This is a genomic window from Thermophagus sp. OGC60D27, assembly GCF_052400625.1.
Classification (GTDB): Bacteria; Bacteroidota; Bacteroidia; order Bacteroidales; family Marinilabiliaceae; genus Thermophagus.
The window spans coordinates 22,829-47,650 of the sequence record NZ_JBQTGH010000006.1; the positions used below are offsets into that span (position 1 = coordinate 22,829).

The 24,822-nt window shown below is 39.1% G+C and carries 20 protein-coding genes; 15 read left to right on the forward strand and 5 right to left on the reverse strand.

The genetic code is table 11. From position 1 onward, the window contains the following. Window positions 1-12: 12 nt before the first annotated feature. The 10 genes from ACT29H_RS08485 to gyrB all read left to right on the forward strand — a co-directional run bounded on the left by ACT29H_RS08485 (window position 13) and on the right by gyrB (window position 10,908). On the forward strand, window positions 13-1,284 hold the full coding sequence (locus tag ACT29H_RS08485; RefSeq protein ID WP_444821191.1) for a TolC family protein: 1,272 nt from the start codon (window positions 13-15) through the stop codon (window positions 1,282-1,284). A gap of 61 nt (window positions 1,285-1,345) precedes the next feature. Further along, window positions 1,346-2,266 carry an HlyD family secretion protein gene (locus ACT29H_RS08490; protein ID WP_444821192.1) on the forward strand — a complete coding sequence of 307 codons (921 nt, stop codon included), beginning with the start codon at window positions 1,346-1,348 and terminating at the stop codon, window positions 2,264-2,266. Between the two features lie 44 nt (window positions 2,267-2,310). Beyond that, complete coding sequence (locus tag ACT29H_RS08495; protein ID WP_444821193.1) at window positions 2,311-3,225, forward strand: ABC transporter ATP-binding protein; 915 nt, start codon at window positions 2,311-2,313, stop codon at window positions 3,223-3,225. 156 nt (window positions 3,226-3,381) lie between these two features. Continuing rightward, window positions 3,382-4,122 carry an ABC transporter ATP-binding protein gene (locus ACT29H_RS08500; RefSeq protein WP_444821194.1) on the forward strand — a complete coding sequence of 247 codons (741 nt, stop codon included), beginning with the start codon at window positions 3,382-3,384 and terminating at the stop codon, window positions 4,120-4,122. 115 nt (window positions 4,123-4,237) lie between these two features. Continuing rightward, entirely contained in the window at window positions 4,238-5,347 is a 1,110-nt protein-coding gene (locus tag ACT29H_RS08505) for an ABC transporter permease (RefSeq protein WP_444821195.1), read from the forward strand. A gap of 109 nt (window positions 5,348-5,456) precedes the next feature. Continuing rightward, window positions 5,457-6,566, forward strand: coding sequence for an ABC transporter permease (locus ACT29H_RS08510; protein WP_444821196.1), 1,110 nt, complete (start codon window positions 5,457-5,459; stop codon window positions 6,564-6,566). Between the two features lie 239 nt (window positions 6,567-6,805). Continuing rightward, window positions 6,806-6,991: a hypothetical protein gene (locus ACT29H_RS08515; protein ID WP_444821197.1), complete on the forward strand. Its 186-nt coding sequence runs from the start codon at window positions 6,806-6,808 to the stop codon at window positions 6,989-6,991. Window positions 6,992-7,189: 198 nt separating this feature from the next. Then, window positions 7,190-8,185 (forward strand): NAD(P)-dependent oxidoreductase, encoded by a 996-nt coding sequence (locus ACT29H_RS08520; protein WP_444821198.1) that lies wholly within the window; start codon window positions 7,190-7,192, stop codon window positions 8,183-8,185. Window positions 8,186-8,309: 124 nt separating this feature from the next. Further along, window positions 8,310-8,720 carry a secondary thiamine-phosphate synthase enzyme YjbQ gene (locus tag ACT29H_RS08525; RefSeq protein ID WP_444821199.1) on the forward strand — a complete coding sequence of 137 codons (411 nt, stop codon included), beginning with the start codon at window positions 8,310-8,312 and terminating at the stop codon, window positions 8,718-8,720. A gap of 217 nt (window positions 8,721-8,937) precedes the next feature. Next, a complete protein-coding gene (gene gyrB / locus ACT29H_RS08530; RefSeq protein ID WP_444821200.1) occupies window positions 8,938-10,908 on the forward strand; it encodes a DNA topoisomerase (ATP-hydrolyzing) subunit B in 1,971 nt (656 codons plus the stop codon). 127 nt (window positions 10,909-11,035) lie between these two features. On the opposite strand, the gene ACT29H_RS08535 is transcribed toward gyrB, so the two are convergent. Both ACT29H_RS08535 and ACT29H_RS08540 read right to left on the reverse strand, forming a co-directional pair. Beyond that, window positions 11,036-11,896, reverse strand: coding sequence for a sigma-70 family RNA polymerase sigma factor (locus tag ACT29H_RS08535; RefSeq protein WP_444821201.1), 861 nt, complete (start codon window positions 11,894-11,896; stop codon window positions 11,036-11,038). 80 nt (window positions 11,897-11,976) lie between these two features. Beyond that, window positions 11,977-13,446 carry a Do family serine endopeptidase gene (locus tag ACT29H_RS08540; protein WP_444821202.1) on the reverse strand — a complete coding sequence of 490 codons (1,470 nt, stop codon included), beginning with the start codon at window positions 13,444-13,446 and terminating at the stop codon, window positions 11,977-11,979. 237 nt (window positions 13,447-13,683) lie between these two features. On the opposite strand from ACT29H_RS08540, the gene dapF reads away from it, so the two are divergent. Together dapF and uvrB are read left to right on the forward strand one after the other, a co-directional pair. Next, entirely contained in the window at window positions 13,684-14,469 is a 786-nt protein-coding gene (dapF, locus tag ACT29H_RS08545; protein ID WP_444821203.1) for a diaminopimelate epimerase, read from the forward strand. A gap of 13 nt (window positions 14,470-14,482) precedes the next feature. Then, window positions 14,483-16,510 (forward strand): excinuclease ABC subunit UvrB, encoded by a 2,028-nt coding sequence (gene uvrB, locus ACT29H_RS08550; protein ID WP_444821204.1) that lies wholly within the window; start codon window positions 14,483-14,485, stop codon window positions 16,508-16,510. 219 nt (window positions 16,511-16,729) lie between these two features. On the opposite strand, the gene ACT29H_RS08555 is transcribed toward uvrB, so the two are convergent. The 3 genes from ACT29H_RS08555 to ACT29H_RS08565 all read right to left on the reverse strand — a co-directional run bounded on the left by ACT29H_RS08555 (window position 16,730) and on the right by ACT29H_RS08565 (window position 20,720). Further along, window positions 16,730-17,575 (reverse strand): hypothetical protein, encoded by an 846-nt coding sequence (locus ACT29H_RS08555; protein ID WP_444821205.1) that lies wholly within the window; start codon window positions 17,573-17,575, stop codon window positions 16,730-16,732. Between the two features lie 182 nt (window positions 17,576-17,757). Then, window positions 17,758-19,665, reverse strand: coding sequence for an AMP-dependent synthetase/ligase (locus ACT29H_RS08560; RefSeq protein WP_444821206.1), 1,908 nt, complete (start codon window positions 19,663-19,665; stop codon window positions 17,758-17,760). A gap of 5 nt (window positions 19,666-19,670) precedes the next feature. Continuing rightward, on the reverse strand, window positions 19,671-20,720 hold the full coding sequence (locus ACT29H_RS08565; RefSeq protein ID WP_444821207.1) for an aldose epimerase family protein: 1,050 nt from the start codon (window positions 20,718-20,720) through the stop codon (window positions 19,671-19,673). 346 nt (window positions 20,721-21,066) lie between these two features. Here ACT29H_RS08565 and ACT29H_RS08570 point away from each other — a divergent pair, with 346 nt between their 5' ends. The 3 genes from ACT29H_RS08570 (at window position 21,067) to ACT29H_RS08580 (ending at window position 24,549) form a co-directional block, all read left to right on the forward strand. Further along, entirely contained in the window at window positions 21,067-22,071 is a 1,005-nt protein-coding gene (locus tag ACT29H_RS08570) for a GntR family transcriptional regulator (RefSeq protein ID WP_444821208.1), read from the forward strand. A 236-nt stretch (window positions 22,072-22,307) separates the two neighbouring features. Further along, window positions 22,308-23,471 carry a galactokinase gene (locus ACT29H_RS08575; protein ID WP_444821209.1) on the forward strand — a complete coding sequence of 388 codons (1,164 nt, stop codon included), beginning with the start codon at window positions 22,308-22,310 and terminating at the stop codon, window positions 23,469-23,471. A gap of 31 nt (window positions 23,472-23,502) precedes the next feature. After that, complete coding sequence (locus ACT29H_RS08580; RefSeq protein WP_444821210.1) at window positions 23,503-24,549, forward strand: UDP-glucose--hexose-1-phosphate uridylyltransferase; 1,047 nt, start codon at window positions 23,503-23,505, stop codon at window positions 24,547-24,549. The last annotated feature ends 273 nt before the right edge of the window (window positions 24,550-24,822 follow it).

The following is a 24,822-nucleotide window of genomic DNA, read 5'->3' on the forward strand; positions in this document are numbered from 1 at the left end:
AATAAAAACAATATGATAAAGTTTTGCATGACATTGGTGTTGGGGGTTTGGCTTAATGTTTTGATTGCGCAACCCTATTCTTTGAACGACTGTTGGGAACTATCACGAAATCATTATCCATTAATTAAAGGGAAAGTACTGCTTAAACATATCACTGAGACCAATATCAAGAATGTACGTGTTCAATGGTTCCCACGAATGGAAATTTCAGGACAGGCTTCCTGGCAAAGTAATGTGACACATTTGGAGACGGGAGCTGCAATGCCTGGTTTTGATATACCCTCCGCGCCAAAAGATCAGTATAAAATAGCTCTGGATGTGAGTCAGGCAATCTATGATGGAGGTCGTATCCAAACCCAAAGCCAGATGGAGGAGATTTCCGGAAGAATTGAACAACAAAATATAGAGATTCAGATTTATGAAGTCAAGCAAAGAGTGACTAATCTGTTTTTTCAGATTTTGATGATGGAAGAAAAAGAATTACAGGTGCAGAGAAAAATCGAAACGCTTCAGTCACGAATAAATGAATTGCATTCGGCATTGGATAACGGAATGATTAGTAGCGCTGAGGTTAATACCCTTGAAGCTGAAGAGCTCTTGGCACGACAGCAACAAGTGGCTCTTCAGTATGGTCTTGGCGCGTTATTAGATAACCTTTCTTCTTATGTGGGAAGAGAAATAACTTCTGCTAAACAGCTTTCTAAGCCCGAAGCTTCCGATTTTCTTGTTCCCGAAATTCGGCCTGAATACCGTTTGTTTGAGCTGCAAAAAAAGAAGACAGGGATGGCAGCATTGCTTGTTCAAAATAATCGAAGGCCTGTTTTATCTGCTTTCGCTCAGGGGGGATACGGAAATCCTGGATATAATATGTTGAAAGATCAGTTTGATTCATTTATGATGATTGGTATCCGGTTGAAATGGAATCCATGGGATTGGAAACAGGCGAAGCGACAGAAAATGAGTTTGTTAAATGAGGCCGGATTGGTTGATTTGAAAAAGGAAACCTTTTCTGTTAATCAGCAGAGAATTCATACTCAGCTTAACGGTGAGATTAGTCAATACCTTGCAATGATTGAATTGGATCAGGATATAGTTGCCCTTCGGGAGAAGGTGGCCTTGGAAAGTGAGAAGAAGCTGAAGAACGGAATGGTTACTTCTGCCGACTACGTTTCTGATTTAAATGCAGTAATGAATGCGCGACTCAACAAGGGTATTCATAGGTTGGAGTATTTGCAGGGAATGGCTTTGAAATATCTTACCGGTGGACAAGAGTTAAAAAAATAGTTTTAGCAATTAATGGAATGAAGGTTTAAGGAATCGATAATTAAAATATAAAATAGGGAATATGATTTCATGGTATAAAACAATCTGTAACATACAGTGGCTCGGATATATTATAGGCGGATTCGGTATTGCTGTTATTCTTTCGGGATGTGTTGGGAATAATGAACGGGCCGATGCTTATGGTAATTTTGAGGCAGAGGAAGTGGTTATTAGTTCAGAGGCCGCAGGTAAGATTCAATGGTTCGACGTGAAAGAAGGTGATTTGGTAGAGGAAGAAAAAGTAATTGCTTTAATAGATACCACGTTTCCACGGATTGAGTTGGATCAATTGTTGGCATCTAAAAGCAGTGCGGAAGCGAGGTTGGTACAGCTTCAGAAAAGTGTAGAAGTCCAAAAAGAGCGTTTGAAGGTAATCCAAAAAGAAGTTAACAGAGTTACCAAAATGTTTCAGGAAAAGGCCCTTTCTGCCCAAAAGTATGATGAGGTAACTGGCCAATTTAAAATCGCGCAGAAAGAGTTGGAGCAGATGCAGTCTCAGGCTTTAGCGATCAGGGCAGAAGAGAGGGTGGTGGAGGCCAAAATAAATGCTGCCAAAGAGAAATTGGCCAGGTGCAAAATGGTGGCTCCATTCTCAGGAACTGTTTTGCAAAAATATGCCGAAGCCGGAGAGGTGATCACTTTTGGTAAGCCGGTTTTAAAAATGGCAAATACCAATGAGTTGATTTTGAGAGCCTATATTTCGGGTTCTCAGCTAGATGATGTGCAGTTGGGACAGGAAATAGAGATAGGCTTTGATAAGGATAAAAATAACGACCACCGAAGAAAGGGAGTGATCTCATGGGTATCTTCTTCCGCAGAATTTACGCCCAAAATTATTCAAACAAAAGAAGAGAGAGTTGATTTGGTATATGCCATTAAAATAAGAGTCCCCAATTCCGACGGAAAAATTAAAATTGGGATGCCGGGGGAGGTTTTCTTTTAGCAATAATGATAATCCGATGGAAAGTCATTAAAATTTTCTGAGTAATGATTAAAGTGGAAAATGTTTCGAAGAGTTTTGGCGGATTGAAGGCTTTGAACGCTGTTTCTTTTAAAGTAAATGATGGCGAACTCTTCGGATTGATTGGCCCGGATGGAGCCGGAAAAAGCACCATGTTTCGGATTATTATTTCTCTTCTTCTGGCCGATGAAGGAAAGTTGAGTTTATGGGGGAAAAATCCGGTTGACGATTATAAAGAAATCCGGAGAATGGTAGGCTATATGCCGGGAAAGTTTTCTTTATATGAAGATCTCACAGTGGAAGAAAACTTAAATTTTTTTGCTTCTGTTTTTGCTACAACAGTAGAAGAGAATTATTACCTGATAAAAGAAATCTATCAACAGATTGAGCCATTTAAAAAACGACCGGCCGGGAAGCTGTCGGGTGGAATGAAACAGAAGTTAGCACTTTCCTGTGCACTGATTCACAAACCAAAGTTGCTAGTACTGGATGAACCAACAACAGGAGTGGATGCCGTATCACGAAGCGAATTTTGGGAAATGTTACAAAAACTCAGAAAATCGGGAATCACAATTTTAGTCTCAACGCCCTACATGGATGAGGCTTCTTTATGCGATCGGGTGGCCTTGATCCAGAAAGGTAGGATCCTTGATATTGCAACCCCGGATGAGGTTTCCGGTGGTTTTGAGGGCCCATTATTCGGAGTTTCAGGAGATAATATGTACCAGTTATTGTTGCATTGTAAGGCGTTTCACAAGGTGGCGTCTGTCTATCCTTTTGGGGAAGAGCTGCATTTGACCTTCCAAGACGGTAAAGATTATCGGTCGGATCTGATGCGTTTTTTGACCGAAAATGACCTTTCTCAGGTGAAAATAAGAATTCTTCAACCCAATATAGAAGATCGGTTTATGTCGTTAATGAATAATAATGTTGATGCTTAAAAATCAATGGAATGTATTTGTGTCGAAACCTCCTGTTACAGCTTGTAATTCATGGATACTTAAGGGATAAGTGCAAAAATGGGATAATTCATTAAGACAACTATACATAAATGAAACAAGCATGATTAATTGTGAATATCGCAAAATTTTATGCGGATGAACGAAAATGAAACCATGGGAAAAGCCATAGAAGTTATTGATTTGGTTAAGAAGTTTGGTGATTTCACAGCCAATGATCGTCTTACATTTCATGTGCAGCAGGGTGAGATTTTTGGATTTCTTGGTGCTAATGGTGCCGGAAAGACTACGGCTATAAAAATTCTTTGTGGTCTGTCGGTTCCTACTTCGGGAAAGGTGATGGTTGCAGGTTATGATGTAAAGACGCATCCTGAGATGGTAAAACGGAATATTGGGTATATGAGCCAGAAGTTTTCGCTTTATGAAGATCTTTCAATTTATGAGAATATCCGATTATTTGGAGCCATTTACGGATTGAGGGCCAAAGAAATTCAAATTCGTTCGGAGCAAATGCTTCGAAAACTTGGATTATTGAAAGAAAAAAAACGACTGATTAAAACGCTTTCTCTGGGATGGAAACAGAAATTGGCTTTTTCGGTAGCAATTATCCATCAGCCGAAAATTGTTTTTTTGGACGAACCGACCTCCGGTGTGGATCCCATAACCCGACGTCAATTTTGGGAAATGATTTATGAAGCCGCAGAGGATGGAATTACCGTTTTTGTAACCACTCATTATCTTGACGAGGCAGAATATTGCAATAGAGTGACCATGATGGCTAACGGCAGCATAAAAGCAATAGATACCCCCCGAAGACTTAAAGAACAGTTTGAATGCCAAACCATGAATGATGTGTTTTTAAAACTTACCAGGTCATAATCTTGGGATGAAGAAGTGGAAAGATTTGGTTGGTGATGATAATTATGATGTGAAACTAAAAAGATTCGGTGTAGTCCTTAGGAAATATTAGTTTTTATTTTTTAAACGTTTTAAGATGGGACAGTTATGGGTTTTTGTAAAAAAAGAGACCATTCATATTATTCGAGATAAAAGGACATTGATTGTATTGTTAATTATGCCTTTGGCACAGATTTTTATTTTTGGTTATGTTATTACTACCGAAATTAATGAGGCAAAAATAGGGGTTTACGATAAATCCAATGATTTTACCAGCCGCCAACTAACCGACCGTTTGGTATCATCCGGGTATTTTACGTTGAAACAGTATTTCCATAACGAAGATGAAGTGAAGGTTGCATTGCGACAGGGAAAGGTTAGAATGGTCGTGATATTTCCCCCTGGCTTTGGGAACGATGTTGCTTCACACTATGGGGCCAAAATACAACTTATTGCCGATGCTTCTGAAGCAAATACTGCACAGATGTTGGTCAATTATGCCAGAGGAATCATATCTGTCTATGGCTCGGAGTTAAAAATTAAGAATGCCATCCATGTTAATCCGATAACAATTGAACCCAGAATGTTCTATAATCCGGGATTAAAAGGGGTTTTTATGTCGGTGCCGGGAATAATGGCTATGATCCTTATATTAATCTCGGCAATGATGACGTCGATTTCTATTACAAGAGAAAAAGAATATGGCTCAATGGAAGTGCTTCTTATTTCACCGCTCAAACCATGGCAAATAATTTTGGGGAAGGTTGCCCCATACATTCTTTTATCTTTCTTAAATGCCGTGAGTATTCTGGCTGTAGGAATTTTAATTTTTAAAGTCCCCATGGAAGGTAGTTGGACCTTGTTAGCCCTGATTAATCTGGTTTATATCATGCTTTCTTTGTCGTTAGGTATTTTCATTTCCACGGTTGCCGGGAGTCAGATGGTGGCTATGTTTATTTCACTTTTTGCGCTTTTGTTACCTACCGTTTTATTATCCGGCTTTATTTATCCTATAGAGAATATGCCTTCGTTGCTTCAGTGGTTAAGTAATATAATGCCCCCACGCTATTATATTAAGGCGGTTAAGATCGTCATGTTTCAAGCAGGGAATTTTGGGGTTGTTTGGAAAGAATTGTTGATTATGGGGTCTTTTCTTGTTGCCTTTCTCTTTTTAAGTATTAAGAACTTTAAGATACGGTTATCGTGATTTTATACTTGGTTTTTTTTTATTTATAATTAGTTGGATGTTTGAAATGTGTTGTTAGCTAATGTGGTAGCATTCTATTGCTTTCGTTATAAAATTTAATGATAATTTGATGAGGATATTATTTTATTTGCTGCAGAAAGAATTCATTCAGATATATCGCAATAAGACTATTCTGAGATTGATAATCGTTATTCCCATTGTGCAATTGCTTATTTTGGTGAATGCGGCCACTTTCGAGATGAAAAATCTGAAACTTACGGTTGCCGATCAGGATCATTCTCCTTGGAGTCGGAGACTCATTTCTGAGTTGGATGCTTCTCCTTTTTTCGTTGTCGAGCAGATTAATGCTGACGTATCCTTCGCTAAGGAGAAAATAGAAAAAGGAAGTGCAGATCTTGTGGTTGTTATCCCCGATGGCTTTGAGAAGTCGTTAATGATCGGAGAGCCGATAAGCATTCAGTTGCTGGCCAATGCGATCAATTCCCAGCAAGCACAATTGGGCTATGCATATTTGCAAAATTTTGTAGCACAGCTTGGTGTAAACTATGGAACAGAGACTTTTGGCCTCCCTATGGGTAGCAGTATTCAGAACACATATTCTTATTGGTACAATCCAGATCTAAACTATAAATATTTTATGGTGCCCGGGATTCTGGTAGTATTGATATCGGTGATCGGAATGTTTTTGTCGGCCATGAATCTTGTCAGGGAAAAAGAGATGGGAACCATTGAACAAATAAATGTGACACCAGTTCAGAAGTGGCAATTTATTGTGGCCAAATTACTTCCTTTTTTAGTAATAGGGCTTTTTGAGCTGGCTCTGGGGTTGATAATAGGGCGTGTGGTATATCATATACCAATTCAGGGGAGCCTGTGGTTGGTCTTTGGAATAGCTACACTTTATTTGATTGGGCTCTTGGGGCTTGGGTTATTACTTTCTACATTTTCTACCTCACAGCAACAGGTCACATTTGTGAGTTATTTTTTTCTTTTGGTATTTATCCTAATGAGTGGCATCTTTACTTCTGTGGATAATATGCCCGAATGGGGCCAAAAGATAAATTTGATAAATCCCTTGTACTATTTTATTGATGTAATGCGTGCTATTCTTTTAAAAGGAGCCGGGCTGAATGATTTGTGGCGGCAAGTTGTGGGCATTTCAATCCTTGCAATAACGTTATTCGGATTTGCCGTTCTAAATTACAAGAAAACGGTGTAGAAGATTATAGGAATATGATGTATATTTGGGAAACAATCTAAATAATATGGATTTTTATTTAGTGATGGTAAAATTAATCGCTTTTTGCCGGAAGTTTAATGCGCGAAGATGAAAACTGCAAAGTGAAGGTGATGGGAAATTTTTAAAATTGCGTCCCGGCGTTTAATTGGCAGTTGAGAATGATGGTTAGGAGTGATAATTGTAAAATTAGTAATTAGTGCAATTAATGAGAAAATGTTATGAGCAAACAATCTAAATGTGGATCACATTCCGGCGATGCAGTTTATGGTTTGGGAGTTATTGGAGCTGCTGTATTTTTTATTTCTCAGGCTACGGGTTTTTGGATGGGGGTGTTAGGTTTTTTCAAAGCATTGGTTTGGCCTGCTATATTGATATTTGATGCATTTAAGTATTTTGCAGGATAATTTGATTTTGGTTTATGGAAATTCGTGAATTTGTTTGTCATATTTATGATTTTTATTTGTTAAGAACAATTGGAATTAAAATGATTAATGATGACAAAGAAACCTGCATGACAAAGTGAGATTGTCACAAAAGAGTATGTATAGACCCTGAGTCATGCTAGATCCATCAGACCAATGGATTAACCAATTTTTATACTGATGAAAAAGAAGATTTTAATATCTCACAGGATTCCTGAAGAGCCATTAAAAAAACTTAGTTCGGATTTTGAATTGATTTGGCCTGACAATGATGGCTTTACTAAAGAGGAGCTTGTTTCTCGCATTCCAGAATGTGATGGCGCTGTTTCAGTTTTTGGAAACCCGGTGGATCAAGAAGTAATGAAATTGGGGACACGACTGAAACTTATTGCCAATTATGGTGCAGGAACCGACAATATTGATGTGGCGCTGGCAACTCAATTGGGCATTGTCGTTACCAACACACCAGATTCAGTGACTGAGCCGACTGCTGAGTTGACCATGGGATTAATGATTGATGTTGCGAGAAGAATTTCTGAATTTGATCGTGGACTACGCGCCAAAAAGATATGTGATTGGGGGGTCCTTAATAATTGGGGAACTACTCTTCAAAATAAGACCTTGGGGATAATTGGAATGGGCGCTATCGGTAAAGCTGTTGCAAAAAGGGCATTGGCGTTTGGTATGGATATTATTTACCATAACAGAAATAAACTTGCTCCTGATGTTGAAGAGAAATATGACGCTAGGTATACTGATTTGGAAAATTTATTACGCAATTCTGATTTTATTTCCCTCAATGTACCGTTAACTCCGGAAACCAAGTCATTGATTTCTTACCCGGAACTTAAACTGATGAAACCATCAGCTTTTTTAGTGAATACTTCGCGTGGAGCTGTGGTTAATCAGGAAGCATTAATTGACACTTTAAAAAATAAAGAAATTGCTGGTGCGGCGCTAGATGTGTTTGCCAATGAACCGGAAGTGCCTGAAGAATTATTACATATGTCTAACGTATTGGTAGTTCCTCATGTGGGGAGTGCTACTCGTGAAGCACGAACAGAAATGAGTAGTCAGGTGGCAGCGATTATTGTTGATTTTTTTCAAGGGATGAAAGGATTGCCTGTAGTGAATCCCAACGTTTGGGAATCAGAAAATTTGAGATTTAAAATTTAGAACAACATTCTTAATTCTGGAGAATTATTTGTTTTCGACGTGTAATAAAACAATTAGGTGCAAATTAAACTTGAAAAATAAATGAGTTCTCCAAAATTACTCTTTAATATAATTCTTTTGTAAAATGGTTCAACAAATAAATATTACTCTGCCCAAAATGGGACGTGGTTTTCATTTGGTAACCAGATTTATAACCTCTGATCTTCCACAGTTACCTGAAAAAGGGTTGGTGAATATCTTTTTGCAGCATACTTCTGCAGCACTTGCCATTAATGAAAATGCTGATCCGTCAGTGAGAAAGGATTTTGAAACCATTTTTAATAAACTAGTAAAAGAAAATGATCCGGATTATAGTCATACTTTAGAGGGACCGGATGACATGCCTGCCCATGCCAAGAGTTCAATGGTTGGAGTATCGCTTACCATTCCAGTGGTTAATCATCGCTTAGCTTTGGGAACGTGGCAAGGAATTTATCTTTGCGAATTCCGAAATTTCGCCAGTCCTCGACGTCTTCTTGTTACTATCTATTCTTGAATTACCCTATTTTGTTATTGCATTTGTTTTTTGTTCAGGGGATAAAAAAGGTAAATAATTTTAATGGGTTGTAAATTAGTGGTTTAAAAATGTTTGCCTCCCTGAATTAGTTGTCTTTATAGGCGGTAAATACCGTTGGTTTTGCTATATTTGTATGGCAATTTTGAATGCCTGGAAAATATCAATTGACAGCATTCTAATTAATAACATTTTAACAATGAATGAAAAGGTAAATGAAAATAATCAGGGGGCTGAAGTAAACGGCTATAGTGCAAGTAGTATTCAGGTTCTTGAAGGACTTGAAGCTGTACGTAAAAGACCTGCGATGTATATTGGGGACGTTGGTCAAAAAGGCTTACACCATTTGGTGTATGAAGTTGTTGACAACTCTATTGATGAAGCTCTGGCTGGCTACTGTAGTTCTATACAGGTCACCATTAATGAGGATGGGAGTGTTACAGTATTAGACAATGGTCGCGGTATTCCGGTTGATTTTCATGAAAAAGAAGGAAGATCGGCTTTGGAAGTTGTTATGACTGTTCTTCATGCCGGTGGAAAATTCGATAAAGACAGTTATAAAGTTTCCGGAGGACTTCACGGTGTTGGGGTTTCATGTGTAAATGCTTTGTCTTCCAGTTTGAAAGCTGAAGTTCGGCGGGATGGTAAAATTTTTCGCCAGGAATATCAAAGAGGAAAACCTCTATCACCTATTGCCGAGATTGGGGCTTCTGACCAAACTGGGACTGGCATAACTTTTATGCCCGATTCCACGATATTCAATAATACTGAATTTAAATATAGTATTCTTGCCGGTAGGATGCGGGAATTAGCTTTTTTGAATGCAGGGTTGGAGATTGTGCTAACCGATAAAAGAGAAAAAGACGAAGAGGGAAATTTTAAATCGGAACGATTTCATTCTGAAGATGGATTAGTTGAATTTGTTAGTTTCATTGATGGAAATCGTGAACCATTAATTGAAAAGCCAATTTTCATATCTACGGTAAAAAATGATATCCCAGTTGATATTGCCATTCTCTACAATACTTCATTTAATGAGAATGTTTATTCTTATGTGAATAATATTAACACTATTGAGGGAGGTACACATTTAACCGGTTTTCGTCGGGGGCTTACGAGGACCTTGAAAACCTGGGCTGAAAAATCCGGTATGTTTTCCAAATTGAAATTTGATATTAGTGGGGATGATTTCAGAGAGGGACTAACGGCTGTTATTTCTGTGAAAGTTGCTGAACCCCAGTTTGAAGGACAGACCAAAACTAAGTTGGGAAACAGTGATGTGAGTTTGGCTGTGGATCAGGCGGTAAGTACTATGCTTGCCAATTATCTGGAAGAAAATCCGAAAGAAGCAAAAGCAATTGTAAATAAAGTAATTCTTGCGGCGACTGCTCGGCATGCAGCTAGAAAAGCTAGGGAATTGGTGCAGCGGAAAAGTGTACTTTCGGGTGGAGGATTGCCCGGTAAACTAGCCGATTGTTCCGTACGAAACCCTGAAAAAGCAGAGATCTTTTTGGTGGAGGGTGATTCGGCAGGTGGTACTGCCAAACAGGGACGAGATCGTCGTTTCCAAGCGATCCTTCCATTACGGGGTAAAATCTTGAATGTGGAAAAAGCGCTCCAACATAAGGTTTTCGAAAATGAAGAGATAAAAAATATTTTTACAGCATTGGGCGTTACAATTGGAACAGACGATGATAGTAAAGAGTTAAATCTTGACAAACTAAGATACCATAAAATTGTGATTATGACGGATGCTGATGTGGATGGAAGTCACATCGCTACGCTTATCATGACGTTCTTCTTCCGTTATATGAAAGAGCTGATTAAAAGAGGTTATCTTTATATAGCAACACCGCCGCTTTATTTCCTTAAGAAAGGTAAATTTGAAGAGTATTGTTGGACGGATGCACAGCGAAGAGAATTTGTTGAAAAGTATGCCAACGGTAAAGAAGATAGTGTCCATGTTCAACGATATAAAGGGCTTGGAGAAATGAATGCCGAACAATTATGGTTGACAACAATGAATCCGGAAAAACGCCTTTTGCGCCAAGTTACTTACGAAAATGCTGCAGAAGCAGACAGGATTTTTAGTATGTTGATGGGGGATGATGTTCCTCCCAGGCGGGAATTTATTGAGCAAAATGCTACATATGCTAATATTGATGCATAATTGGATTTTATGATTTTAAAAAAAAAGAGACTTTCAATTGAAAGTCTCTCTTTTTTTTATTCGGTTTTTTATATAAAAAAAGGCTGTCCAATTTACGAACAACCTTTTTTTTAGCTTAAAATTTTTTTTAACCCAGATAAGATTTTAACAATTTACTCCTGGACGTATGTCTTAATCTGCGAATTGCTTTTTCTTTTATCTGACGGACACGTTCACGAGTCAACCCAAACCTTTCACCAATTTCTTCAAGAGTCATTTCTTGACAACCGATACCGAAGAACAGTTTTATGATGTCACTTTCCCTTTCGGTAAGTGTAGCCAAAGCTCTTTCTATTTCTCTAGATAACGATTCATTAATAAGGGTTTTATCAGCATTGGGAGAATCGTTATTCACTAAGACATCAAGCAGGCTGTTGTCTTCACCTTCCACGAAGGGGGCATCTACGGAAATATGTCGTCCCGAAACACGTAAAGTATCCGCAACTTTTTCTGCAGGCAATTCCAGTTGATCTGCTAATTCTTCAGGCGAAGGTTTTCTTTCATGTTCCTGCTCAAATTTTGAATAGGCTTTGTTTATTTTATTCAATGAACCTACTTGGTTCAATGGCAATCTTACAATCCGCGATTGCTCAGCTAATGCTTGTAAAATGGACTGACGAATCCACCATACAGCATAAGAGATAAACTTGAAACCTCTAGTCTCATCAAACTTTTCTGCTGCCTTTATTAGCCCAAGATTCCCCTCATTGATCAGGTCGGGAAGACTAAGCCCCTGGTTCTGGTACTGTTTGGCAACAGATACTACGAACCTAAGATTGGCTCGAGTTAATTTTTCCAATGCTACCTGATCACCTTTCTTAATGCGCTGAGCCAACTCCACTTCCTCTTCAACGGAAATAAGATCTTCTCGTCCAATTTCCTGAAGATACTTGTCTAGTGACGCGCTTTCGCGGTTGGTGATAGATTTCGTTATTTTTAATTGTCTCATAAACCCTCCAAAAATTTCGCCGCAAAATTACAATAATTATTGAACTATTCCAAGCAATATACGTGATTTGGCTTATTATATCAATAGTCCAAATTGATTGCATAATAGGCTACCTGTCCATTAGGATATATCCCTGAAAGGAATAACCCTTCTTCAACCATTTCTACAACTTTCCTTAAATCTTCTACACTGTTAATAGGAACACGGTTAGCTTTAGTGATGATGTAGCCTTCCTGTACCCCTGCCTCACGAAATTTCCCTGCTGATACATTAGTAACTTTAATGCCATGGGAAATTCTTAGCCTCATCATTTCCTTTTTGGAAACCTCTTCGAAGGAAGCACCCAATAAATTAAATGGTTTATCTGCTTTTACAACGTCTGTGGACCCGTAAATGTTTCGTAAGGTGACAATAAAATCTTTCTTTTTGCCATCTCGAATGACTGTAACATTGACTTTATCTCCCGGACGATGACGACTGATTTTTTCCTGAAGTTCTGATACTTTTGTTACAAGCTCATTTTCAACACTAACAATGACGTCACCTTTTTTAATGCCTGCTTCCTCTGCACCACTGCCATTGACAACTTCTGCAACATAAGCTCCCTGGTTGGTTCCAAGATCCAGCTCCTCATTTAGCTCGCTATTCACATCTCTGATGCTGACGCCTAGAACCCCTCTTTGCACCTGTCCGTATTCCATCAAATCGGCTACCACTTTTTTTACGATGCTGACAGGAACAGCAAAGGAGTATCCTGTATATGATCCTGTTTGGGAAGCAATCGCAGTATTAATGCCAACCAGTTTGCCTGATGTGTTTACCAAAGCTCCACCGCTATTACCGGGATTGACGGCCGCATCGGTTTGGATAAAAGATTCTATACCCAAAGTTCCTTGTCCTTGTCGTAGAATGTTGATATTTCTCGATTTGGCACTTACTATACCTGCCGTGACAGTGGAAGTTAGATTGAAGGGGTTACCAACTGCCAAAACCCATTCACCAATCTTTAAGCCGTCCGAATTTCCATATTCCAGATAGGGCAAGTCCGTAGCATCTATTTTTATTAAGGCAATATCCGTGGCAGGATCGGTTCCGATCATTTTTGCCTTAAATGTTCTGTTGTCGTTAAGGGTAACTTCAATATTGGTGGCATCTTCAATAACGTGGTTATTCGTGACTATATATCCATCGGTAGTAATTATTACACCAGAACCGGATCCCATCACCGGTTGCTGTCTTGGCATTTGCATACCAGGACCAAAAAAGAAATCGTAAAGCGGATTGCCTGAATAATTGGTGGTTTGTGTAGAGACGGTTTTTACGTGAACTACAGAATGAATAGACTTTTCTGCAGCGATAGTTAAATCTGGTAGTTGACCCTGCGACGCAGATGACGAGGGTAAGGAGGTATATTGTGCCGCAGGATAGACGGCGCGAGGTACTTCCACAACAGTAGGGGAGGGTTTTACAAAATAGGTGTAGCCTATTACGGCTATTAGAGCGCTCAAAACAGACACTGAAAAAAGTGTAAATATTTTTTTCGTATTCATGTTTTTATTTTTTTTGTTTACAATTAAACTCACGTATGAGATCAATCAAATGATATGCCTTTCTTGAATATATTGAAAAAGTTAACTTTTTTTAATCCTAGTTTGGTATTGATGAAGCTTTTACTTTTTGATTGCTCATGGCAATTTGTAGCTTTGGGGCATGAATAATTGGATAATAATTTAACATTTATCGCATAGATTTGTTTTCGTTTTGGATGTTCATTATAATTTATAGGGATGAAGGATATAAAGTTTTTTAAATATCATGGAACAGGGAATGACTTTGTTTTGATCGATAATCGAGATGAAAAGTTTAATGGGTCTGATTATAAGTTAATTGAGTCAATTTGTCACCGTCGATTTGGTGTTGGCGCCGATGGATTAATGTTATTGGAAGAGTCGGATAAGGGGCTTTTTGCCATGCGTTATTTCAATAGCGATGGGAAAGAGGCAACCATGTGTGGTAATGGGGGACGATGTATAGCTGCATTTGCTGCCGATTTGGGTGTAGCACCTAGAAGGCAATACTTTTCTTTCGAAGCTGTTGACGGAATGCATGAAGCGTTGGTAGATGATCAATTGGTAACATTAAAAATGACCGATGTTCATGAAGTAAAAAAGGAAATGGATGGATGGTTTTTGGATACTGGTTCACCTCATTTTGTTATAATGGTAGACGATCCATACGCCATTGATGTTTTTCGGGAAGGACGTCATTGGAGAAATCATGCATGTTTTGCGCCAGAGGGAGTCAATGTTAACTTTGTTGGACGCCCCCAAAACGGTGAGGTCGTGATGCGAACCTATGAGCGGGGAGTGGAGGATGAAACTTGGTCGTGTGGCACGGGTGCCGTTGCTTCAGCCATTGCGACTCATGTTAATTCCAACGGGACTAGTGACAGTTTTGTTATGAAGGTTCCTGGTGGCGAGCTGAAGGTGAGTTTCGTCTGCCGAGAAGATGGCGTGTTTGAAAATATTTGGTTAAAAGGACCAGCTCAGTTTGTGTTTGAGGGCACATGGTAATAAATTATGCTTTATGGATTTTAAAATTGTTTCGGAATTTCATCCCACTGGTGATCAGCCTGAAGCTATTAATCAGTTAGTGGAAGGAATCAATAAAGAGGTTCCTTGTCAAACGCTGCTGGGCGTTACCGGTTCGGGGAAAACCTTTACCATTGCTAATGTTATTGAACGAGTTCAAAAACCTACTTTAGTGCTTAGCCATAATAAAACTCTGGCTGCGCAGTTGTACGGTGAGTTTAAGAATTTCTTTCCTGAGAATGCAGTAGAGTATTTTGTTTCGTACTACGATTATTACCAGCCTGAAGCCTATATCCCTGTTACCGATACTTACATTGAAAAAGATTTATCTATTAATGATGAGATAGAAAAACTTCGACTTAGTGCTACCTCTGCATTACTTTCTGGACGAAGAGATGTGATTGTAGTATCGTCGGTTTCTTGTCTATATGGGATTGGTAATCCTGAAGATTTTCATGCAAATGTTATTTCTTTAAAAATTGGACAGAATATTGGTCGTAATAAGTTTTTAAGGCAATTGGTGGATGCGCTTTATTCCCGTAATGAAGTGGAATTTAATCGTGGGAATTTTCGGGTTAAAGGAGATACTGTGGAAGTTTTTCTGGCATATGCCGATCATGCCTGCCGGATTATCTTCTGGGGGGATGAGATTGAGGCAATTGAGACTTTTGATCCGATTAACAATGGGACGATCTCTTCCGTGAACGATATATTGATTTATCCTGCCAATATTTTTGTAACGACTAAAGAGAGAATAAATCAGGCCATTCGATCTATTCAGGATGATTTGGTAAAACAAGTAGCCTTCCTTAAAGATGCTGGGAAAAATATTGAGGCAAAACGTCTGGAAGAAAGGGTGAATTATGACCTGGAAATGATAAGGGAGCTAGGACATTGTCCGGGAATAGAGAACTATAGTCGTTATTTTGACGGGCGTGCAGAGGGCACTCGTCCTTTCTGTCTCCTGGATTATTTTCCATCTGACTTTTTGATGGTTGTAGATGAGAGCCACGTTACGTTGCCACAAATACGTGCTATGTACGGGGGAGATTATAGTCGTAAGCAAAATCTGGTGGAATATGGATTTCGATTGCCGGCAGCGTTGGACAATCGGCCTCTCAAGTTTGATGAGTTCGAGAAAATGATCAATCAAGCTATTTTCGTTAGTGCTACCCCTGCAGATTTTGAGATTGAAAAAAGTGAAGGAGTCATTGTAGAACAGGTCATCCGACCTACTGGTCTTCTTGACCCTAAAATAGATGTGAGGCCCAGCTTAAACCAAATAGATGATCTTCTGGAGGAAATTCAAGAACGAATAAAAATCAATGAACGGGTGTTGGTGACCACGCTTACCAAACGAATGGCAGAAGAGCTTACCAAATACCTCCAACGGTTGGATATTAAATGTGAATACATCCATTCGGATGTTGATACATTGGATCGGGTCAAGATTATGGAAGATCTTAGAAGTGGAGTTATTGATGTCTTGGTTGGAGTAAATCTTTTAAGAGAAGGATTAGACTTACCGGAGGTGTCGTTGGTGGCTATTCTTGATGCTGATAAGGAGGGATTTTTACGTTCTGCTCGTTCTTTGACGCAAACAGCGGGAAGAGCTGCCAGAAACCTGAATGGTTTGGTTATCATGTATGCCGATACCATTACGAAATCGATGAAACAAACCATTGATGCCACCAACTATAGACGGGAAAAACAGTTGGCCTATAATGAGAAATTTGGTATTACCCCTGCTGCAATTGTTAAAAAACGGGGTAGTACTTTTGCAGAAAAAGGAATTGAAACTGAAAAAGAAACTTCTTTTGGTTATTCGGGGCCCGAAGATCAAAATATAGATGTGGCAGCCGATCCTGTCCTGTCGTATATGAGCATTGAAAAGCTGGAAAAAGCCATTCATCAAACTAGAGAAGCTATGAAAAAAGCGTCGAAAGAACTTGATTTTATTCAGGCTGCCCAATACCGGGATGAAATGTTCCGCTTGGAAAAACTACTAAATCAAAAAAAATAAATACTTTGCTCCCAGAAATTTTTTGGGGATACTTGAATGTCCTTTATTTTAGTTGAAGTCGGAAGATATTTATCACAATATATGTCAGACAAAACTTGAGTGGTATTTTTGTTCATGCTGTCGTGAAATTGCTTTTTTGTCCATTATATTGGTTTAATAGAGCACCAAATGACTGTATCAGAGGATTAACCTCTGATATGGTCATTGAAAATAATTCTATTAAAAGAACAAGAATTTCTTTTGTTTGGGTCTTTTGAAAGAACGCCTTTTGTTTTTTGAGTTGTAATAGTTCCTGGTTTTGATGTAGGATCTTCGATTGTATTTCGAATTGTTTGAAAATCCACTTTTCTCGATTAGGAAAGATACTCCCACAGTAAATGTATAATAGAAATCGTTTGGATTAGTTGTTTGGGCATTTACCTTGTTTTCCCAATCTTCATAAGTTGCATACCAAACATCATGAACATCCAGTTGATCTGAGAAAGGTAGAGAACCAGTTAATTCTAAATTTAAACTTATTATAGGGCTAATCCAGATTGAAGTGCCTCCCCCCATTGCAACCACTGGGGCCACCCCAGAAGCTGTGCGCCATTCCTCGCCTGGAGTGCCGGGACTTGCAGGTCCCCAATATTCAGTTGCGCTAAAGTAAACTAATCCTGCTCCAAGATGCACATAAGGTTGGAATCTTCTTTCGCGGAAATATCCTAAGAGGTGGTTTAACGGCCTGTAAGCGCCACCAATAGTAAATTCTGTATAGATATTATCAAACTCTGCATAGACAAGTCCTGAGGTGGAAAAAACTTGTTTTCCCTGCATTTTGCCACCAATCAGCTGGGATCTCAGTGAAAGGGAATTAGATATTTCCCGATCTGCCATGACTCCTACTGAAAAGCTTCCACGTGACTCATCGACCAAGTCACCAAAAAACAGGTTATACCCACCTTTGGGAGTGATACTTAAGCCATCACTAAGATTAAACCCTCCTCGTCTTTGAGCAGAGCTACTTGTTACGGACGAAAGCATCAATACTAATATTACAGTTATTGTTATTTGGACTGTGTTCATGAAACAGTTAATGTTTGGCATAGTTAACCGACTGTAAAAATGATAAAAACTTTAATAATACAAAAATAGCTTACGCATATTTTGGTATTTTGGTGGCAAAATTATGCGCTTTTTTTACAAATTAAAGAAATTGTTATTTCGTTGACGATATTTTTTACATGTAAAATTCCAAAATTTGTTGACTACTTCAAATATTTCGCCAAATTTTTCTTGTTCCAGTCGGATAAAAATTCTCTTCCTTGAGGTGAATATAGGTATTCTATTTCTTCAGAATAATTTTCTTCCACTTTTCGTCGAACTATCTTCATGGTGCTATTCAACATTTTGTTGGCTTCGGTAAACGGTTCAGGGAGTACAATTGTGGCAGCAGGTAACCATCGTTGAGGAAAGAGGTTTTCAAGTTTTCCTCCTTTTTTAAATTGGGCCAGCTGGTGTTGAATGGCTTTTAATGTTTTTTCCAGCTTTTGGTCTTCTGTTAAGTTATCGCTGAGCGATTTAAAATACTCTATTACCTTTTCTGTACTAGGCACTATCAGCCCGGTTGTATAAGGATTTTGATTATTGTGTAAGACTACCTGATCAATCATGGAGCAATAATCCACAATGGCTTCTTCAATCCCTTCAGGGCTATATTTTTCTCCGTCCGAACCAATGAGAAGGCTTTTAAATCTACCCAAGACATATAGATAGCCTTCTTGGTCCAAATAACCTAAATCTCCTGTATAAAGCCATCCGTCTTTTATGGTCTCTTGCGTGGCCTCTTCATTTTTCCAATAGCCCAGCATTACATTTTCCCCTTTAATGACAATTTCTCCCGATTGTCCCGGAGGCAGGGAATTCCCGGATTCATCACATATTTTTATTTCCAGGTTATTAACTACTGGTCCGGAAGAACCCATTTTATGATGGGCAGGCGTGTTGGCGGATATGATGGGTGAAGCCTCACTCAGTCCGTACCCCTGATACATAGGGATACCAATGGCATAAAAGAATTTTTGCAATTCAATGTCAAGGAGTGCGCCCCCGCCAATGAAAAATCGAAGATTTCCTCCGAATTTTGTTCTTATGGGTTTAAATATTATTTGATCAAATAAACTATATAGTGGTTGGGTCAGTTTCTTTATTCCCCTGCCTTTGTTGTTGCCGGTACCATTGTACCAAATGGCATATTTCATGGCTACCCGAAAAAGGGCATTTGTTACTTTCCCTTTGGCCATAACCCCTTTTTCAATGTTTTTTCGGAAGTTTTTGGCAATGGCTGGTACACTCATTAATACATGAGGCTGTATTTCTTGAATATTGTTAGCAAAGTTTTTAAGGGTTTCCATTTGTGTTTTGCCGGCTTGCACTGACGCAATAGATGCCCCTCGATACATAAAGGCGTAAAGGGCTGCTGTATGAGCAAAGGCATGATCCCAAGGTAACACTGCCAAAGTTCGGAAGTGAGCAGGGATATCAATATAACTAAATGCCTGTTCCACGTTGGCAGTATAATTTCGGTGACTGAGCATAATTCCTTTGGGTTGAGCTGTGGTTCCTGAAGTGTAGGATATATTGGCGATATCATTATAATGAATCGCCTTTCTTCTCGCCTCTACTATTTCTGGATTTGATTCTAACAGACGATCTCCGGAGGAGTATAACTCTGATAGTGAGCATTCCTTCAAAGAAAGGTCAGATATTTCATCAAAGACAATTATCTTTTCAATCATAGGGATCTCACCAATGATCTGCCTGACTTTAGGCAGCTGATATTCAGATACCATAACCATTCTGCTCTCGGAATGATTGAGTCGGAATACCAGATCCTGGTCAGCTTCCAGCTTGGTGGAAAGTGGCACATTGATAGCACCACACCGTAGAATAGCCAACTCTGAGATTAGCCAGTCGTTACGTCCTTCTGATAATAAGGCAATTCTGTCTCCTTTGTTGATTCCAACTGAGACTAAACCTGCGGCCAGAGATACCACTTTTTCATGTATCTGGCGATAACTGGAAGGTTGAAATCTACCCTCTTTTTTTTCCCACAAAAGAGGATGTTCCGGATATTTCTCAACCTTCCCCTCGAAATAGTCAATTATACTGATCATGATTCTTACTTATTTACTCCAAATTTGAACACTGTGGTATGTCTGTAGGGTCTTTCCGGGCCAAAAATACAGGAAGGGAAGGCTGGCCAATTGGGAGAATCAGGGAAATATTGCGTTTCAAAGCACATGCCGGCAAATTTGTCAAACATACGAGTTCCGTTTCTATAGGTGCCGTCCAGAAATCTTCCGATATAGAATTGCATACCCGGCATGGTGGTAAAAACTTCCAAGGTACGTCCCGAATCCGGTTCCCTTACCAAGGCCGCCCTTCTTAATTCTCCTTCTTCACCGTTAATGATCATATTGTGGTCGTAGGCGTCATCCAGAAGTTCGTTCAATCGTTCTCCTACCTTGTGGAAATCTTTAAAATCAAATGGGGTATCTTGCGTGGGAGCAATTTCACCTGTAGGAATATCCCCTTTTTTAGGAGTGTATTTATCGGAAAAAATCATTACCTCATGATCCAGAATGTCCGTCTCTTTACCACTTAAATTAAAGTAGCTGTGGTTCGTCAAGTTTACAGGTGTGGGGGCATCACTTTCTGCTTTATAGTTAATGATTAATTCATTTTCATTCGTAAGGAAAAATGTTACTTCTACTTTTAATGTGCCGGGATAACCTTCATCATTGTCGGGACTAGTCAAAGTCATGACAAGCATATCTTTTGAACTTGTTTTATTAATACGGGGTTCCCAGATCCGAGAGTGAAATCCGGTAGGACCCCCATGAAGATGGTTTTCACCGTTGTTGGTTTTCAAGTTAAATGCTTTCCCTTCCAACTCAAATTTACCTTTTGCTATACGATTGGCAAATCGACCTACAGTTGCACCGAGAAATACACAATTATTCAAATAGTCGGGGTTCAAATACTCTTCGGGATGATCAAAACCAAGGACTATGTCTGAAAAATTTGCATTTTTGTCTTCCGTTTTAATGCTGGTGATGCATGCCCCTGCATTGGTAATTTGAACCGTAGTGCCTAAACTGTTCTTTAATTCAAAAAGTTTTATATAATTGTTGTTGGAGTCAGGAAGGGGTATCTCATGGATTTTCATCAGTTGATAATTTAAATATTTGAGTGTAATATTTTTTTGTTTTTTAATATATAATACTGCCATTCAAAAATAAAATTGGATAAATTCACTTTTTTAGGCTGAATTATTAATATGTTTCATAAAGAGCTATTAATTGAATGAATGACGGGACAAAAATAAGTAGCCAACGGGAATAAACCTAATTATGTGATTACAGCATGGTTCCCGAAATAAAAAAAACTGTAATTATAGAATTTATTAAGACAATGCTGGAACAGATTTTCGTGATTAGTGTGGTCTGAGGAATAATTAAAAAATCACTGGTTCTTAAATGAATGGAAATAATTGTGAATGTTATTTTTAGCTAATGGTAAAAAGATTTATAAATATCGATAAAAACAAGGGAGAACCTCGTTATCGCCAGATTATTAATTCAGTACTTCATTCTGTTCGGAGCGGAAAATTGAAATCTCAGGATAAATTACCATCTGTTAATGACATTGCCCGTACGTTTAAATTGTCGAGAGATACCGTTTTGATGGCTTATAATGAATTAAAAGCCAGAGGTATTATTCGAAGTATTCCCGGAAAGGGTTATTATGTGGATTCGGTTGATATTGGTCAGGAGGAAAAGATTTTTCTGCTTTTTGATGAATTCAACGCCTTTAAGGAAGATCTGTTTAATTCTTTTATTGAACACCTTGGAGACAATGCGGTGGTGGATATCTTTTTTCATCATTTTAATCCGGAAGTTTTTGCCTCGCTGGTGCTAGAGCGCAAAGAGCGTTATACGTCTTATGTTATTATGCCCGCCAACCTGCCCAATGTTCTTGAGGTATTGAATCAATTGCAGCAGGAAAGAGTTTATTTGTTGGATCGAAATCCGGAATATCTCCATGATCGATATCCTTGTGTGTTTCAGGATTTTCATGATGATATGTATCGTGGTTTGTGTGCAGGTTTGGATTTGTTGAGGAAGTATAAAAAGTTGACATTGATATTTCCTGGCGGAAAAGAGCCGGAGGGCTTCTTAACGGGGTTTAAAATGTTCTGTGACCGTTATTGCTTTCCTTATAAGATTCTTTCTTCCTTTAAGCCTCCGGTAGAAAAAGGCAATGTCTATATTCTTCCTAATGACAGGGATTTGGTTAAACTGGTTAAAGATTTGAATAGTAAAATGTTGAGACCGGGGAGGGATGTGGGTATTATTTCTCTCAACGACACCGGCTTAAAGGAAATCGTGGCAGGAGGTATCACCACTTTGTCGACCGATTTTGTGGAAATGGGAAAAAATCTTGCACAACTAATCATGGCCAACAAAAAAGTTTGTCTTAAAAATCCTTCTAGATTAAATATTCGGCAGTCACTGTAGTGCTAGGTTTGCATTTTTTCTTTCTTTTTTTTCGTGATGCATAGTTACGATGTTATAAAATCTTGTCAGAAAAAGGATTAATTGTAGGTTGATGCTTTCCCGGATGATTTGGCGAGAAGGAATAGCTGCCGAATACCACCCTTTTTTTATTTTGCATTTCAAAATTGTCTGTAATAGAAAGGAAATGTTTATATTTGCCTACCAGTACCTACCAGTAGGAAATTAAAAATAGTGATATGGACTTAAATGCTTTAAAATCAAATTTTGAAAAGATTTACAAGAAGCCTGTGGAAGCGGTCTTTTTTTCGCCCGGTCGGGTAAATCTTATCGGTGAGCATACCGATTATAATGGAGGATATGTTTTTCCTTGTGCGCTGAGCTACGGCACCTATTTGCTGGTTAGCAAAAATGACGATCGTGTTTTGCGTTTTGCATCCGAAAATTTGGAGCGGAGGGAAACAGTATCTATTGAAAATATTAGTCAACCATTATCCGGTGATGCCTGGATGAATTACCCGTTGGGTGTGATGGATCAGTTTAAAAAACAAGGAGTGGTTATGGATCAAGGGGTTGATCTTCTCTACAGCGGCAATATTCCCAATGGAGCAGGATTATCTTCTTCGGCTTCAATCGAGTTGGTAACCTCGGTGATGATTAATGATATTTTTGGAGGGAATCTGGAAATGATGGAGATGGTCAAAATCTCTCAAAATGCAGAGAATCAGTTTGTAGGTGTAAATTGTGGTATCATGGATCAGTTTGCCGTGGGGATGGGGAAAAAAGATCATGCTCTGGCATTAAAATGCGATACTATGGAGTGGAGTACAGTCCCTTTAAAACTGGATGGATATAAAATTGTGATCAGCAACACCAATAAACGGCGTGGTCTGGCTGATTCCAAATACAACGAGCGGAGATCCGAATGTGAGCAGGCGCTGAAAGAACTTAATAAATCAGGGGAGTACCACTCTTTGAGCGATATTGATTTTCATACTTTTAATCAGATTTTTGAACGTCTATCGTCTGATGTTCTGCTTCGTCGTGCTCGTCACGTTATAACAGAGAATCAGCGTGTTTTGGATGCTATGAGAGCGCTTAAAGAAGGTAATATTCAGGAGTTTGGACAGTTGATGAATGCTTCGCATGTTTCTTTGCGTGATGATTATGAAGTTACGGGTCCGGAATTGGATGCTTTAGCCGAAGAGGCATGGAAAGCCGATGGGGTTATAGGATCGAGAATGACCGGTGCCGGATTTGGTGGTTGTACCGTTTCCATTGTTCGTGAAAACAAAACCGATGATTTCATCCATCAGGTGGGACCTGCGTATGAAAAGAGAACTGGCTTAAAGCCTCAATTTTATATTGCTGACGTTGGAGATGGTGCACGTCGCTTAATGTAATCAGTAATTTTCTTTTAAATGATATTAGGTTATGCAAACGTTTAATATGGAAGAGCATCCCCACCGCAGATATAATGCGCTTACAGGTGAGTGGGTACTGGTATCTCCTCACCGAGCCAAACGTCCATGGCAGGGCCAGGTGGAAAAAGGTCAGGATGAAAAACGACCTCAATATGATCCTAAGTGTTATTTGTGTCCGGGCAATGATCGGGTAGGAGGCGAGAAAAATCCCGATTACAAAGCTACTTATACTTTTGTAAATGATTTTTCTGCATTGTTATCCGACACTCCTAAAGGGGAAGAAAATGACGGCGAATTGTTCCGTGCCGCCAGTGAACAGGGCATTTGTAAAGTGATTTGTTTCTCTCCCCGGCACGATTTAACGATTCCTGAAATGTCGCACGAAGCTGTCTGTGGTGTGGTGGATGTATGGCAAAAGGAATATAGGGAACTGGGCGCAAAAGACTTCATTAATTACGTTCAAATTTTTGAAAATAAAGGGGCTGTTATGGGGTGCAGTAACCCACACCCCCATGGGCAGATTTGGTCAGGCAGTTCTATCCCCGTGGAACCCCTCAAGGAGCAAGTAAAGCAAAAAGCTTACTTTGATAAACATGGACGGACTTTGTTAAGTGATTATCTTAGTCGTGAATTGGAAAAAGACCAGAGAATCATATACAAGAATGACCATTTTGTGGTCTTGTCGCCCTACTGGGCAGTGTGGCCTTTTGAAGCAATGATTGTGAGTCGTAGGCCGGTAGCCAGTTTGGACGAACTTACCGAATACGAAAAGTCAGGTCTTGCAGATGCCTACCGGCAATTAACCATTCGGTATGATAATTTGTTTGAGACTTCATTCCCTTATTCGGCTGGAATCCATCAGGCTCCTACCGATGGTAAAGAGCATCCTGAATGGCACCTTCATATGCACTTCTATCCACCATTGTTGCGGTCTGCTACCGTTAAGAAATTTATGGTTGGGTACGAAATGTTGGCCAACCCGCAAAGGGATATTACGCCTGAAACCAGTACACAACGGTTGAAAGGATTACAGGCCATTCATTATAAAAATAGATAGGAGCATTGTTGGTCTTATAGGTGCTTAAATTGATGAAGACTCGTTGATTAGAATTATTTAGGGCTTGTAAAATAGGCCATAATAGGCCAAATGGGTCCGGATGAGATAACCAGAAGATGGTTTTCCCATCCGGACTTTTCTTTTTCCCAAAGAAGTTACTCTTTTTTGTTCGCTGCGAAATGAATGATGGTGCAAGTGGAAATAGCTTAAATTTGTATGGATTTGCCCTCGCTAAATGATAAATTGCTACCGTTAATTCGTGAAATGTTTTAA